Below are 12,495 nucleotides of genomic sequence, written 5' to 3'. Positions count from 1 at the left end.
CAGCCAACTCCGACTGGCGTGAAAGACGAAAGTGCGGCAGTCTTAGGCACCCGAACGGGCCGATAAACAGGCCCGGTTTAAAATTTCAGTGAACAAGTGTACATTCAGTACCTTACCGCTGTGACTTTCACTACAACGCAATAGTCTATGTGTAGGCTGCCGACATGAGGCATGAACGCTTCATTCGGTTCGGGAAGATTTGCCCTACCCTGCCGCATGGGATTATTGAGGAGCTCGCATGACCAAACAAAACGCCTTTACTCGGGAAGACCTGCTGCGCTGCAGTCGCGGTGAGCTGTTCGGCCCAGGTAACGCGCAACTGCCCGCCCCGAACATGCTGATGGTGGATCGCATCACCCATATCAGCGAAGAGGGTGGCAAGTACGGCAAAGGTGAATTGGTCGCCGAGCTGGATATCACCCCGGACCTGTGGTTCTTCGCCTGCCATTTCGAAGGCGACCCTGTCATGCCGGGCTGCCTGGGCCTCGACGCCATGTGGCAGCTGGTCGGTTTCTTCCTCGGCTGGCAAGGCCTGCCGGGCCGCGGTCGCGCCCTGGGTTCGGGCGAGGTGAAGTTCTTTGGCCAGGTCCTGCCGACCGCCAAGAAAGTCACCTACAACATTCAGATCAAGCGCGTCCTCAAGGGCAAGCTGAACCTGGCCATTGCCGATGGTTCGGTGAGCGTCGACGGTCGCGAGATCTACACCGCCGAAGGCCTTCGCGTCGGCGTGTTCACTTCCACTGACAACTTTTAAGGGTTATCCGCATGCGCCGCGTCGTTATCACTGGTCTGGGCATCGTTTCGTGCCTGGGCAATGACAAAGAGACCGTCACCGCTAACCTGCGTGCAAGTCGCCCTGGCATCCGCTTCAACCCGGAATATGCCGAAATGGGTCTGCGTAGCCAGGTTTCCGGCTCCATCGACCTGCCCCTCGAAGAACTGATCGATCGCAAGATCTATCGCTTCGTCGGCCACGCTGCCGCCTACGCCTACCTGGCCATGAAAGACGCAATCGCCGACTCCGGCCTGAGCGAAGACCAGGTATCGAACGTGCGCACCGGCCTGATCGCAGGTTCCGGCGGCGCATCCACCCTGAACCAGATGGAAGCGCTGGACATCCTGCGCGAAAAAGGCGTGAAGCGCGTTGGCCCGTACCGTGTAACGCGCACCATGGGCAGCACCGTTTCGGCCTGCCTGGCCACGCCGTTCCAGATCAAGGGCGTGAACTACTCGATCTCCTCCGCGTGCGCCACCAGTGCTCACTGCATCGGTACGGCCGTTGAGCAGATCCAGCTGGGCAAGCAGGACATCGTGTTCGCCGGCGGCGGTGAAGAAGAACATTGGAGCCAGTCGTTCCTGTTCGACGCCATGGGCGCGCTGTCCACCCAATACAACGAAACCCCGGAAAAGGCCTCCCGCGCCTACGACGCCAAGCGTGACGGTTTCGTCATCGCCGGCGGTGGCGGCATGGTGGTGGTCGAGGAGCTGGAACACGCTCTGGCCCGTGGCGCCAAGATCTACGCGGAAATCGTTGGCTACGGCGCAACGTCCGACGGCTACGACATGGTTGCCCCAAGCGGCGAAGGCGCGATCCGTTGCATGCAGATGGCTATGTCCACTGTAGATACTCCAATCGACTACCTGAACACCCACGGCACTTCGACTCCGGTCGGCGACGCCAAGGAAATGGAAGGTGTGCGTGCGGTATTCGGCGACAAGGCACCGGCCATCAGCTCCACCAAGAGCTTGTCGGGTCACTCCCTGGGCGCCGCCGGCGTTCACGAAGCGATCTACTGCTTGCTGATGATGGAAGGCAACTTCATGGCGGGTTCGGCCAACATCGACGAGATTGATCCGGTGGTGGCTGATATGCCGATCCTGACCAAGACCGTTGAGAATGCCAAGATCGATACGGTGATGAGCAACAGCTTCGGCTTTGGTGGCACTAACGCCACCCTGGTGCTGAAACGCTGGCAGGGTAAGTAAGGCCTGTAGGTTGATCATGTGAAAAAGCCCCGACTGGTTCGGGGCTTTTTTTTGGGGTGGAGTTGGGCGGGTGCATATCCGTTGTTTGGGTGATGGCGGCTTATGGTTCCGCTCTTACAGCGGGTCACTTTTGAAAAGAGCCCAAAAGTAACCAAAAGGCTCTTGCCCCACCACTCGGCACCTCGCTCACGCTTCGGTGTGCCCGCCCGCAGCCTTGAATCCGTGGGCCGCCGCGATGGGCCATCCTTGGCCCAGCGCGGCTAACCCGGCGTCCTGCCGGGTTACCCACGGATTCAAGCCCGCGTGCGGCCAGCGTGGTTAATGGGGCGCCTAAGATCAAAAGCACGGCGGCCTGACAGCCGACCTGAGTGGTGTAGAGCAAAAGCGCGGGTTGTGGGCTGGCTTGGCGGCGTTAGATCTGACCGGAGTTGCGCCTGTTGATTGCGGTCAAAATGTGGGAGGGGGCTTGCTCCCGATGGCAGGGGGCAGTCACAGATGCATTGGCTGACACACTGCTATCGGGAGCAAGCCCCCTCCCACATTTGAACCGAGTGAGGCTTCGAGGATCAGACCGGCTGCCAGGCCGCCTCGCTGTGTTTTTGATCTGGTTTTTTTGCTTTTGTGGGAGCTGGCTTGCCTGCGATGCGGGCAACTCGGTATATCAGGCAAATCCAGTTGATGCCTTCGCAGGCAAGCCAGCTCCCACATTTGACCGAGTAAGGCTTCAACGATCAGGCCGGCTGTCAGGCCGCCTCGCTTGGCTTTGTTTTTGATCTGGCCCTTACATCCTTACCGCTGACGAAGTCAGCGATCTTTTGATCTGAGGCTTTTGATCGTGATCTTGATCTTAGGCGCCCCATAAAAACACGCTGGCCGAACGCAGGCTTGAATCCGTGGGTAACCCGGCAGGACGCCGGGTTAGCCGCGCTGGGCCAGGGGTGGCCCATCGCGGCGACCCACGGATTCAAGCCGGAGTGAGGGCACACCGAGCCCAGGCGAGGTGCCGAGTGTTGGGGCAAGAGCGTTTTGGTTACTTTTGCGCTTTTCAAAAGTGACCCGCTGTAAGAGCGGAACCATAAGCCGCCATCACCCAAAAAACGGATATACACCCAACCTAAACCGAAAACCGCGCCACCATCGAATTCAAATCCACCGCCAACCGCGACAACTCCTGACTCGCCGCACTCGTCTGATTCGCCCCGGCAGACGTCTGATGCGCCAAATCCCGAATATTAACCAAATTCCGATCCACCTCCCGCGCCACCGCAGCCTGCTGCTCCGAAGCACTGGCAATCACCAGATTACGCTCGTTGATCAAGGTAAACGCCGAAGCAATCTCCTCCAACGCAACCCCCGCCGACTTGGCGATATCCAGCGTAGACCGCGCCCGCGTATTGCTCTGCTGCATCGAACTGACCGCCTGATCCGTACCCTGCTGAATCCCACTGATCATCTGCTCGATTTCCCGGGTCGACTGCTGCGTACGATGGGCCAACGCCCGCACCTCATCAGCTACCACCGCAAACCCGCGCCCGGCATCCCCCGCACGTGCCGCTTCGATGGCGGCATTCAGCGCCAGCAAGTTGGTCTGCTCGGCAATCGCGCGGATCACGTCCAGCACTTTGCTGATGCCATAGACCTTCTGCGCCAGGTCCTCGACCTGGGTAACGTTGTCGGTCACATCGGTGGCCAGCGCCTCAATCGACACCACCGTCTGCTGCACTTGCTCACGCCCTTGCTGGGCAATGCGGTCAGACTCCCGGGACGCCTGGGACGTGGCCACGGCGTTGCTCGCCACCTCCTCCACCGCCGCCGTCATCTGGTTGACCGCCGTGGCGGCCTGTTCGATCTCCTGGTTTTGCTGATGCAGGCCCCGGGTGGCGTCCTCGGTCACACAACTGAGTTCTTCGGAGGCTGAGGCCAATTGGTTCGAGGACTCAGAGATACGCCGAATGGTGTCCCGCAGGTTCTCCTGCATGCCCTTGAGCGCCTGCTGCAAGCGCGCCGGCTCATCGCTGCCGGTGACGCTGATCTCTCCGGTCAGATCGCCACTGGCGACGCCCTGGGCTACTTTCAGCGATTGGGCCAGCGGTAACACGATACTGCGGGTCAGCCACACTGCCAGCCCGATGGTGATCAGCGCGGTGAGCACAATCATGCCGACCACCCAACTGCGCGACTCGCTGAACACCCGCTGCGCCAGGTTCGCCGCCTGATTGGCATTGGCTTTGTTGAGGGTGACCAGCGCGCGCAGGGTGGTGGCCATTTCATCGGCCAGTTGATTCATCTCACCGTTGACCACCCGGATGGCGTCATCCAGCTGATTGGCCCTGGAAAACCCCAGGACCTGTTCCTGGCGTTGCAGGTACTGCGTTTCCTGGGCCTTGAAGCGATCAAACAGCGTGCGTTCCTCGGGCAGCACGATCAGCGCCTCGTACAGGTTTTGCGCGTGGTGCAGGCCGTTTTTCAGATCGCTGAGCTTCTGCTCGTTCTGTGTCAGCGCCTGGGGATCGCGGTTGAGCAACAGGCGCAAGGTCAGCGCGCGCACCCGTAGCAGGTCCTGGCTCATCTCCCCCACCGCCATCACGCTGGGCAACCAGTTGCTTTCAACCTGATCCGACTGCTGGCGCATATTGGCCATCTGCAGCAGGGCAAAGCCGCCCAGGGCAAACACCATCAACGCCAGCACCCCAAAGCCCAGGCCAGCGCGCGGGGCGATATTCAAACTACGGATACTCATTCCCTGGATTCCTTCCAAAAGCGCTGCATCCACCTGCAGCATGGCTCTTGAAAGCTATCGGCGCGCTAACCGATTTGCGTAAGACCAAAACGCGATATCAACGCGCGTCCAAATCGCGAGGCGCCTTGGGCAAGATCGCCAAGAAGTTGTCCCGCGCAACCTGACGGGCCACGCCCTCGGGCAATGCGTCGAGGAAGGGCTCAAAGCGGCGCATCTCCTTACCCAACTTGGTGAAGTGCCCTACAACGTCCGAACCGAGCATAAAGCGCTCCGGGAAGCGCTCCACCAGCGCTACCCACTCGGGCCGGGGCTTGCCCGCCCCATCCAGCAAGTAAGGCGTGAGCACGCTCCAGGACAGGTCGATGTACAGGTTGGGGTAGGCCTCGAGCATGCGATTCAACGTCGGCAGCAAAAAGTCCATCTGCACCTGATGGCGGTGGATCTCCTTGCTGGTGCCGGCATGGGCCCAGATGAAGCGGGTGTGCGGATGGTTGCGCAGCGGCTCTTCCACTTCAGCCAGGTACAGCGGGTTGCGCTCACGCTTGGAGGTGATATTGGAATGCAGCATCACCGGCAAGTCGTTTTCGGCGGCCAGATGGTAGATGCGTGTCATGGCTTCGTTGTTGGCACGCGGGGTGTCGCCCGCCGTCAGGGCCGTCAGGTCGTCGTGGCGGGTGAACACTTCGCCGATGCCCTGCCACAGCCCGGGGTTGAGGTCGAGCATGCGCTGGATGTGGGCCGCGGAGTTCTTGTCATTGGGGTTGAAGCCGGACAGAAACGGGTGAAAGTGCTGGCGCTGTTCGGATGTGAGGCTGTTCACGGCTGCCGCAACGATGACGTCGGTGGCGCTGTACCAATAGGCGTCGGCATCGTCGCCGGCGTAATAGCGCGGGCGCTTGGGTTCGTCTTCGTGCCACTTCTTGGCGACGGGAACGCCGGAAATCATCACGTGCTCAATGCGATTGTCGGTCATGGCCTGGAGCAATTTCTGCATGCCCGCGGTTTCCTGGAAAAAATCCACGTAATGCAGGTGTGCGTCGCTGTAGGCATAGTCGCGGGCCTGCGCGGCAAGGCTGCCGGCGGCGAGCAACAGGGCAACACTCAGGCGGGTCCAGGGCACGGTATATCCTCACTAGGGCTCAATACCGGTAGACCGCCCGGGCTGCAAAGCGGTTCACCTTCGAAAAACGCGGAACACCCACGTGCCCGCATGCTCTATAACTGCATGACCTTCATCCTGCCAACCTGTGAGGTTTGCCATGCCTGTTACCGTAAATACCCTGAACCAGGACAACTTTCGTCATAGCGTCAACATCAACAACCATGAGTTGTTCACCGACCTGCCCAAAAGCCTGGGCGGTGATGATTCGGCGCCCTCCCCGCACGATTACTTCGACGCTGCGCTGGCATCGTGCAAGGCCCTGACCGTCAAGTTGTATGCACAGAAAAAAGACATCCCGCTCACCGGCGTAACCGTCGAAGTCACCCACGACGCCGCCGAGGAGCAAAAGGGCAAATACACACTCAACGTCAAGCTGACGCTCAAGGGCGTACTCACCGACGAACAACGCGACGAACTGCACCGCGTGGCTGACCGCTGCCCGGTGCACAAGCTGATGACCACCGCCGAGATCAGTATCGACACCCAGCTGTCGGAAGGCGCCTTCAGCCAATAGCGGCAAGCTCCCGTCGGGCGGGTTATGCTCAACCCATCCAACCCGCTCAGACTGGGACGCACCATGACCACCCTCACCGTGATCCGCCCTCGCCCTGAAGACGTCGAAGGCCAGCCGATCCTGCGCCCACTGCCCTCGCGCGAATGCCGCAGCGTCGGGCCTTTTGTGTTTTTCGACCATATGCTGCCCACCCGCTACGCGCCCGGCAGCGGCATGAATATCCGTCAGCATCCGCATATTGGCCTGTCCACCCTCACCTACCTGTTCGAGGGTGCATTGCAGCACAAGGACAGCCTGGGCTCGGACCAGGTGGTGCACGCCGGCGATGTGAGCTGGATGACCGCCGGCAGCGCGATTGCCCACGTCGAGCGTACCCCCGAACCACTCAAGGCCAGTGGCTTCAACCTGCATGGGCTGCAAGTGTGGCTGGCGTCGCCGAGGGACCATGAAGAGGGCCCGGGGCATTACAGCCATCACCCGGCGGCGAGCCTGCCGGTGAGTGACAACCTGGGTGTGCGAATTCGCCTGATCGCCGGCGACGGGTTCTGCCTCAAATCCCCCGTGCCGGTGCTGTCACCCACGCTGTATGCCGAGGTGCAGATGCAAGCGGCCACGACCCTGCTGATCCCGGATGAGCACGAGGAACGCGCGGTGTATGTGCTGGAGGGTGAGGCGCAGTTGGACGGCGAACCACTGGAGGTGCATAGCCTGGTGGTATTGCCGGTTGGACAAGAGATGACGCTATTTGCTGAAACGGACTGCCACGTCGTGGTATTGGGCGGCGCGGCGCTGGATGGGCCGCGGCGGATCAACTGGAATTTTGTCGCGAGTGATCCGTTGAAGATCGACGAGGCTCGGCGGCGTTGGGCGGCTGGGGAGTGGCCGACCGTGCCGGGTGAAACTGAAAGAATTGAATTGCCAGTGAGGTAGTCATCGTAGGCAAGCCCCCTCCCACACTTTGATTTTTGAATAGATTCAAAATGTGGGAGGGGCTTGCCCCCGATAGGGCCGGAACAGGCGCTAAAGAATCAGCCCTTGAACACTTCATCCAGCAAGTCATGCATCGACTTGAAGGCGCGCGCAGCAGTCTTCGCGTCGTACATCATCTTGCCCGGCACATTCGCATGCGGGTCGGTGAAGGAATGCACTGCGCCGCCGTAGCTCAGCAGTTGCCAGTCCACACCGGCCGCATTCATTTCATCTTCAAAGGCCGGCAATTGCTCTTTCGGCACCAATGGGTCCGAGGCGCCGTGCAGTACCAGCACAGAGCCCTTGATGTTCTTCGCGTCCGCCGGGTTCGGCGTATCGAGGGTGCCGTGGAAGGACACCGCAGCTTTCAACGGTGCACCGGTACGCGCCAGCTCCAGGGAGCAGCAACCACCGAAGCAGAAACCAAAGGTCGCCAGTTTCGAGGTGTCCACCGCCGCCTCGGTCTGACCCTGTAACTGTTCGAACGCCGCCTGCATGCGCTTGTTCAGCAGCGCGCGGTCATTCTTCAACGGCATCATTGCCGCGCCGGCTTCGTCGCCGTTCGACGGGCGCACGGTCTGCCCGTACAGGTCGGCGATCAGTACCACATAACCCTTGGCGGCAACGGACTTGGCGATTTCTTCAGCGCCGGCACTCACACCCATCCAGTTCGGCGCCATCAGCAGGCCCGGCAACGGGCTCTTGTGGCTGGCATCGAACGCCAGACGGCTCTCATACGACTGGCCATCAATCTGATAGACCACGGAACGCACAGTGACTTGGCTCATCATTTACTCCAGTTGAGGTGCAGTAAAACGAAAAAACCCGCCGAAGCGGGTTTTTCTACAACGGTGTTAAACCGACAGTTCCACCAACAGCTTGTTCAGTCGGCGCACGTAAGCGGCCGGGTCTTTCAGGCTGTCGCCGGCGGCCAGGGCCGCCTGGTCGAAGAGGATGTGCGACAGGTCGCCAAAACGCTCTTCGCTCTGCTCGCCGTCGAGTTTCTCGATCAGCGGGTGAGCCGGGTTGAATTCGAAGATCGGCTTGGAATCCGGAACCTTCTGGCCGCTGGCTTCGAGGATCTGACGCATCTGCATGCCCAGGTCCTGTTCGCCGATGGCCAGGATTGCCGGGGAATCGGTCAGACGGTGGGAAACCCGCACTTCGCTGACAGCCTCGCCCAGGGCAGTCTTGATCCGCTCAACCAGGCCTTCTTTGGCCTTGGCGACTTCTTCGGCTTCTTTCTTCTCTTCCTCGGAGTCCAGGTTACCCAGGTCCAGGTCACCACGGGCGACGTCGAGGAAGGTTTTGCCGTCGAACTCGCTGAGGTAGCTCATCAGCCACTCATCGATGCGGTCGGTCAGCAGCAGCACTTCGATGCCTTTCTTGCGGAAGACCTCCAGGTGCGGGCTGTTCTTGACCTGGGCGTAGGTTTCGCCGGTCAGGTAGTAGATCTTGTCCTGACCTTCCTTGGCGCGTGCCAGGTACTCGGCCAGCGCCACAACCTGCTCGCCGTCCTCGCCCTGGGTGGAGGCAAAACGCAGCAGACCGGCGATTTTTTCCTTGTTGGCGAAGTCTTCCGCCGGGCCTTCTTTCATGACCTGGCCGAAGTTTTTCCAGAAGCCCTTGTACTGCTCAGGCTCGTTCTTCGCCAGTTTTTCCAGCATGTCGAGCACACGCTTGGTCAGCGCCGACTTCATGGAGTCGATGATCGGGTCTTTCTGCAGGATTTCCCGCGACACGTTCAGCGACAGGTCATTGGAGTCGACCACGCCTTTGATGAAGCGCAGGTACAGCGGCAGGAAAGATTCCGCCTGGTCCATCACGAACACGCGCTGTACGTAGAGCTTGAGGCCTTTGGGCGCCTCGCGCTGGTACAGGTCGAACGGAGCACGGGCCGGCACGTAGAGCAGCGAGCTGTATTCCAGCTTGCCTTCGACCTTGTTATGGCTCCAGCTCAGCGGGTTTTCGTAGTCATGGGCGATGTGCTTGTAGAACTCCTGGTATTCCTCATCCTTCACTTCAGTGCGAGGACGGGTCCACAGGGCGCTGGCACGGTTGACCACTTCCCATTCCTGGGCAGGTGCGTCTTCACCTTCGACAGCCGCTTGTTCCTTCGGCAACTCGATCGGCAGCGCGATATGGTCGGAGTACTTCTTGATGATGTTGCGCAGGCGGTAACCGTCGGCGAATTCATCTTCAGCGGATTTCAGGTGCAGCACGATGCGCGTGCCACGGTCAGCCTTGTCGACGGTGGCGATTTCGAATTCGCCCTCACCTTTGGAGGACCAGTGCACGCCTTCGCTGGCGTCAAGGCCGGCGCGGCGGCTGAACACTTCAACCTTGTCGGCCACGATGAAGGCTGAGTAGAAGCCCACGCCGAATTGGCCGATCAGGTGCGAATCTTTCTTCTGATCGCCCGAGAGGTTCTTCATGAAGTCGGCAGTGCCGGATTTGGCGATGGTCCCCAGGTGGGTGATCGCATCCTCGCGGCTCATGCCGATACCGTTGTCTTCGAGGGTGACGGTCTTGGCGTCTTTGTCGAAGCTCACACGGATTTTCAGCTCGGCGCCACCTTCCAGCAACTCAGGCTTGGACAGGGCTTCGAAACGTAATTTGTCGACAGCGTCAGAGGCGTTCGAGATCAATTCGCGAAGGAAGATTTCCTTGTTGGAATACAGCGAATGGATCATGAGGTGCAGCAGTTGCTTCACCTCGGTCTGGAAGCCCAGGGTTTCCTTTTGAGTTTCCACACTCATGGTCATCAAACTCCAATTGGATGGCAGTGGCCGCACCCTTGAGGGTTGGCGGCGGGTTGTCATCAAAGTTGGGGGCTAAGACCAGGATTTCAAGGGCGGGTTGCTTCCTCGATCTTGAAATGCGCGCGGGCGGTGGCAATCGGCTCCGCCGCCGTGCTTTGCCATGCGGTGATCGCCACATTCGCCACGCGTCGGCCCTGGCGCCACACCTGGCAGGTAGCGTAAGTGTCGCGAAACTGGCCGGCGCGCAGGTAATCCAGGGAAAAATCGATGATTTTCGGGATGCCCGGCGCACCGGTGAACACCAGCAAGTGCAGCGCCGCCGACAGTTCCATAAAGCCAGCAATCACGCCGCCATGCAGCGCGGGCAATATGGGGTTACCAATGTTGTCCTTGTTGGCCGGCAGGCGAAACAGCAGCTCATCCCCCAAACGTGTGCATTCGATGCCGATCAGTTTGGCGTAGGGGACCAGGTCCAGCAGGGCCTCGTAGTTGCCGCGTTCATGGGCCTGCTCCAGGCGGGTCTTGAATCGGTGTTTCATGCCTGCTCTCCCTTGATGGCGTTGCCCAACCCGTGCGCGCCCTTGATGCGTTTGCCCATGCGCATGAACGTGCCGACGACATGGGCGATGGGCTGCTGGCGGTCATCCTGATAAGCGAAGCCGCGCGTGAAAATCACGTCGGTGGTCACGCGGTAGCACTGCGCAAAGCCATACACGGGTGTGTGCGGCGCAGCCGGATGCATGTAGTCGATGCGCAGGTCCAGGGTCGGGCACACCTCGAACTCCGGCAATACGCACAACGTGGCCATGCCGCAGGCGGTGTCCATCAGGGAGGTCAATGCCCCGCCGTGGATCACGCCGGTAATGGGATCGCCGACCAGATGCGCGGCATAGGGCAGGACCAGCGTGATGCCCTCCTCGCTGGCGTCATGTACGTTAATCCCCAAGACCTGACAATGGCGCAAAGCTGAAACAAAACGTGTCGCACGCTCTAAAAGAAGGGTTTCAGTCATTAAGTCCAGACTCTTATTAATGGTGATCGGCGGAGTGGGCAGCGTGGGCGAAAGTTCCTCGAGAGGCGTGGTTTATATATCTGTAGAAGAAAAGGAACTAATGCTGAACGCCCACGCTCGAAAGGCCAGTAGATATCTTCAATAAGGAGAAACACCCCATGCGCAAAACTTTAGCTGTTTCCATGATGTTGGCCGCTGCCCTCGGTCTCGCTGCCTGCGATAAAAAATCCGAAGACAAAGCCCAAGACGCCGCCGCGCACTCTGAGCAAGCTCAGAAAGATATGGCGAAGGCTCAGGATAAAGTGAACGACGCTGCGAAAGAAAACGCCGATGCTGCCAAAGCTCAGGCTGAATCGAACGCCGCCGCCGCAAAAGAAGCAGCACCTGCTACCCCTGCCACCGGTTCCTGATACCGCGGCATGAAATAGCCTGGCTGTAAAAAGAGAGCCCGCTTAAATAGCGGGCTTTTCTTTGTCCGGCGTTTTTATTCGAAGGGTTAATTAAGCCGCTTCTTTAACAGGCTCCGGCAGAGGTGTATCGGTCGGCGTATACACCATCACGTGCAGTACGTCGGAATGAAACTCGCGGCGATACAGCACCAACACCACCCCGCTGCTCATCAACATGAACAACCAGGGGCTGACAAACCACGCCAGCATGGTCATGCCGAAATAATAAGCGCGCAGGCCAAAGTTGAATTGGTTGGCGGCCATCGAGATGACCCGCGCGGCACGCAGGGCAAACGCCTTGCGCTCCTGTTCCGACACATGCCGCTCGCCGATCATCGGCGCCGAACCCACCAGCACCGCGGCGAAGTTGTACTGGCGCATGCACCAGCTGAACGTGAAAAACGCATAGACAAACACCAGCGCCAGGCACAGCAACTTGATCTCCGACATGCCCTGGGAGGCCTGCTGCACCATGGGGATGTCTGCCAGCAGCGACACTGCGCGCTCGGAGGCACCGAGCACCGTGAGAATGCCCGCAAGGATGATCAAGGTGCTGGAGGCGAAGAACGAGGCGTTGCGCTCCAGGTTGCCGATCACACTGGCGTCGGCGATACGGTTGTCGCGCAGCAGCATGCGGCGCATCCAGTCTTCGCGGTACAGGTGCAGCACGCTCGCCAGGCACGCGGTGTCTCGGGCTTTCCAGGTGGCATAACGGGTGTAACCGCCCCAGCACAGGACAAACCAAAGTGCGGCAAGCAGGTGGATCTGATTGGTTTCGACAAACGACATGTAGGTCCTTTTAAACAAGAGTGTATGTCTGGCGCGGTCAAAATGTGGGAGGGGGCTTGCCCCCGATTGCTTACTGCTAGTCACTGCATCTGTTGGCTGACCCACCCCTATC

At 59.8% G+C, this 12,495-nt stretch carries 12 protein-coding genes and 1 pseudogene; 5 read left to right on the top strand and 8 right to left on the bottom strand.

All coding sequences use genetic code 11. The features are described 5' to 3' along the window. Positions 1-238 precede the first annotated feature (238 nt). Positions 239-754 carry a 3-hydroxyacyl-[acyl-carrier-protein] dehydratase FabA gene (gene fabA / locus GIW02_RS12900; protein ID WP_010211704.1) on the top strand — a complete coding sequence of 172 codons (516 nt, stop codon included), beginning with the start codon at positions 239-241 and terminating at the stop codon, positions 752-754. An 11-nt stretch (positions 755-765) separates the two neighbouring features. Further along, positions 766-1,986 (top strand): beta-ketoacyl-ACP synthase I, encoded by a 1,221-nt coding sequence (fabB, locus tag GIW02_RS12895; RefSeq protein WP_017134470.1) that lies wholly within the window; start codon positions 766-768, stop codon positions 1,984-1,986. A 1,114-nt stretch (positions 1,987-3,100) separates the two neighbouring features. Here fabB and GIW02_RS27285 read toward each other — a convergent pair. From GIW02_RS27285 to GIW02_RS12885, 3 genes and pseudogenes are all read right to left on the bottom strand, one after another. Next, on the bottom strand, positions 3,101-3,964 hold the full coding sequence (locus GIW02_RS27285; RefSeq protein ID WP_456361653.1) for a methyl-accepting chemotaxis protein: 864 nt from the start codon (positions 3,962-3,964) through the stop codon (positions 3,101-3,103). Next, positions 3,956-4,726: pseudogene (locus tag GIW02_RS27280) on the bottom strand (MCP four helix bundle domain-containing protein); the annotation flags it as partial. The pseudogene GIW02_RS27280 and the gene GIW02_RS27285, both read right to left, overlap by 9 nt. Before the next feature lie 97 nt (positions 4,727-4,823). Then, the gene (locus GIW02_RS12885; protein WP_236410952.1) at positions 4,824-5,846 is read right to left on the bottom strand and encodes an amidohydrolase family protein; all 1,023 of its coding nucleotides are present in this window, start codon (positions 5,844-5,846) and stop codon (positions 4,824-4,826) included. 139 nt (positions 5,847-5,985) lie between these two features. Between GIW02_RS12885 and GIW02_RS12880 the strand changes: the two genes are divergently transcribed. Further along, positions 5,986-6,402 (top strand): OsmC family protein, encoded by a 417-nt coding sequence (locus GIW02_RS12880; protein WP_236410953.1) that lies wholly within the window; start codon positions 5,986-5,988, stop codon positions 6,400-6,402. A gap of 63 nt (positions 6,403-6,465) precedes the next feature. Continuing rightward, positions 6,466-7,332, top strand: coding sequence for a pirin family protein (locus tag GIW02_RS12875; protein ID WP_236410954.1), 867 nt, complete (start codon positions 6,466-6,468; stop codon positions 7,330-7,332). A 98-nt stretch (positions 7,333-7,430) separates the two neighbouring features. On the opposite strand, the gene GIW02_RS12870 is transcribed toward GIW02_RS12875, so the two are convergent. The 4 genes from GIW02_RS12870 to GIW02_RS12855 all read right to left on the bottom strand — a co-directional run bounded on the left by GIW02_RS12870 (position 7,431) and on the right by GIW02_RS12855 (position 11,145). Then, on the bottom strand, positions 7,431-8,159 hold the full coding sequence (locus GIW02_RS12870; protein WP_236410955.1) for a dienelactone hydrolase family protein: 729 nt from the start codon (positions 8,157-8,159) through the stop codon (positions 7,431-7,433). A 66-nt stretch (positions 8,160-8,225) separates the two neighbouring features. After that, positions 8,226-10,130, bottom strand: coding sequence for a molecular chaperone HtpG (gene htpG, locus GIW02_RS12865; RefSeq protein WP_236410956.1), 1,905 nt, complete (start codon positions 10,128-10,130; stop codon positions 8,226-8,228). 89 nt (positions 10,131-10,219) lie between these two features. Continuing rightward, positions 10,220-10,672 carry a PaaI family thioesterase gene (locus tag GIW02_RS12860; RefSeq protein ID WP_236410957.1) on the bottom strand — a complete coding sequence of 151 codons (453 nt, stop codon included), beginning with the start codon at positions 10,670-10,672 and terminating at the stop codon, positions 10,220-10,222. Further along, on the bottom strand, positions 10,669-11,145 hold the full coding sequence (locus tag GIW02_RS12855) for a PaaI family thioesterase (RefSeq protein ID WP_236410958.1): 477 nt from the start codon (positions 11,143-11,145) through the stop codon (positions 10,669-10,671). Before GIW02_RS12855 ends, GIW02_RS12860 begins: the two co-directional genes overlap by 4 nt. A 158-nt stretch (positions 11,146-11,303) precedes the next feature. Here GIW02_RS12855 and GIW02_RS12850 point away from each other — a divergent pair, with 158 nt between their 5' ends. Beyond that, the gene (locus GIW02_RS12850; protein ID WP_236410959.1) at positions 11,304-11,555 is read left to right on the top strand and encodes a hypothetical protein; all 252 of its coding nucleotides are present in this window, start codon (positions 11,304-11,306) and stop codon (positions 11,553-11,555) included. 90 nt (positions 11,556-11,645) lie between these two features. Here the strand turns inward: GIW02_RS12850 and GIW02_RS12845 are convergent, their stop codons facing one another. After that, on the bottom strand, positions 11,646-12,383 hold the full coding sequence (locus GIW02_RS12845) for a DUF599 family protein (protein WP_236410960.1): 738 nt from the start codon (positions 12,381-12,383) through the stop codon (positions 11,646-11,648). Between the last annotated feature and the right edge of the window lie 112 nt (positions 12,384-12,495).

The organism is Pseudomonas syringae (assembly GCF_021606685.1).
Lineage (GTDB): Bacteria > Pseudomonadota > Gammaproteobacteria > Pseudomonadales > Pseudomonadaceae > Aquipseudomonas > Aquipseudomonas syringae_R.
This window is presented reverse-complemented; position numbering and strand designations above follow the sequence as displayed.

Bases quoted from the DNA above. Each gene is read 5' to 3' on its own strand.
- GIW02_RS27285 (WP_456361653.1), bottom strand. From the start codon at position 3,964: ATGCAGGAGAACCTGCGGGACACCATTCGGCGTATCTCTGAGTCCTCG.
- GIW02_RS12870 (WP_236410955.1), bottom strand. From the start codon at position 8,159: ATGAGCCAAGTCACTGTGCGTTCCGTGGTCTATCAGATTGATGGCCAG.
- fabA (WP_010211704.1), top strand. From the start codon at position 239: ATGACCAAACAAAACGCCTTTACTCGGGAAGACCTGCTGCGCTGCAGT.
- fabB (WP_017134470.1), top strand. From the start codon at position 766: ATGCGCCGCGTCGTTATCACTGGTCTGGGCATCGTTTCGTGCCTGGGC.
- GIW02_RS12880 (WP_236410953.1), top strand. From the start codon at position 5,986: ATGCCTGTTACCGTAAATACCCTGAACCAGGACAACTTTCGTCATAGC.
- GIW02_RS12850 (WP_236410959.1), top strand. From the start codon at position 11,304: ATGCGCAAAACTTTAGCTGTTTCCATGATGTTGGCCGCTGCCCTCGGT.
- htpG (WP_236410956.1), bottom strand. From the start codon at position 10,130: ATGAGTGTGGAAACTCAAAAGGAAACCCTGGGCTTCCAGACCGAGGTG.
- GIW02_RS12855 (WP_236410958.1), bottom strand. From the start codon at position 11,145: ATGACTGAAACCCTTCTTTTAGAGCGTGCGACACGTTTTGTTTCAGCT.
- GIW02_RS12875 (WP_236410954.1), top strand. From the start codon at position 6,466: ATGACCACCCTCACCGTGATCCGCCCTCGCCCTGAAGACGTCGAAGGC.
- GIW02_RS12860 (WP_236410957.1), bottom strand. From the start codon at position 10,672: ATGAAACACCGATTCAAGACCCGCCTGGAGCAGGCCCATGAACGCGGC.
- GIW02_RS12845 (WP_236410960.1), bottom strand. From the start codon at position 12,383: ATGTCGTTTGTCGAAACCAATCAGATCCACCTGCTTGCCGCACTTTGG.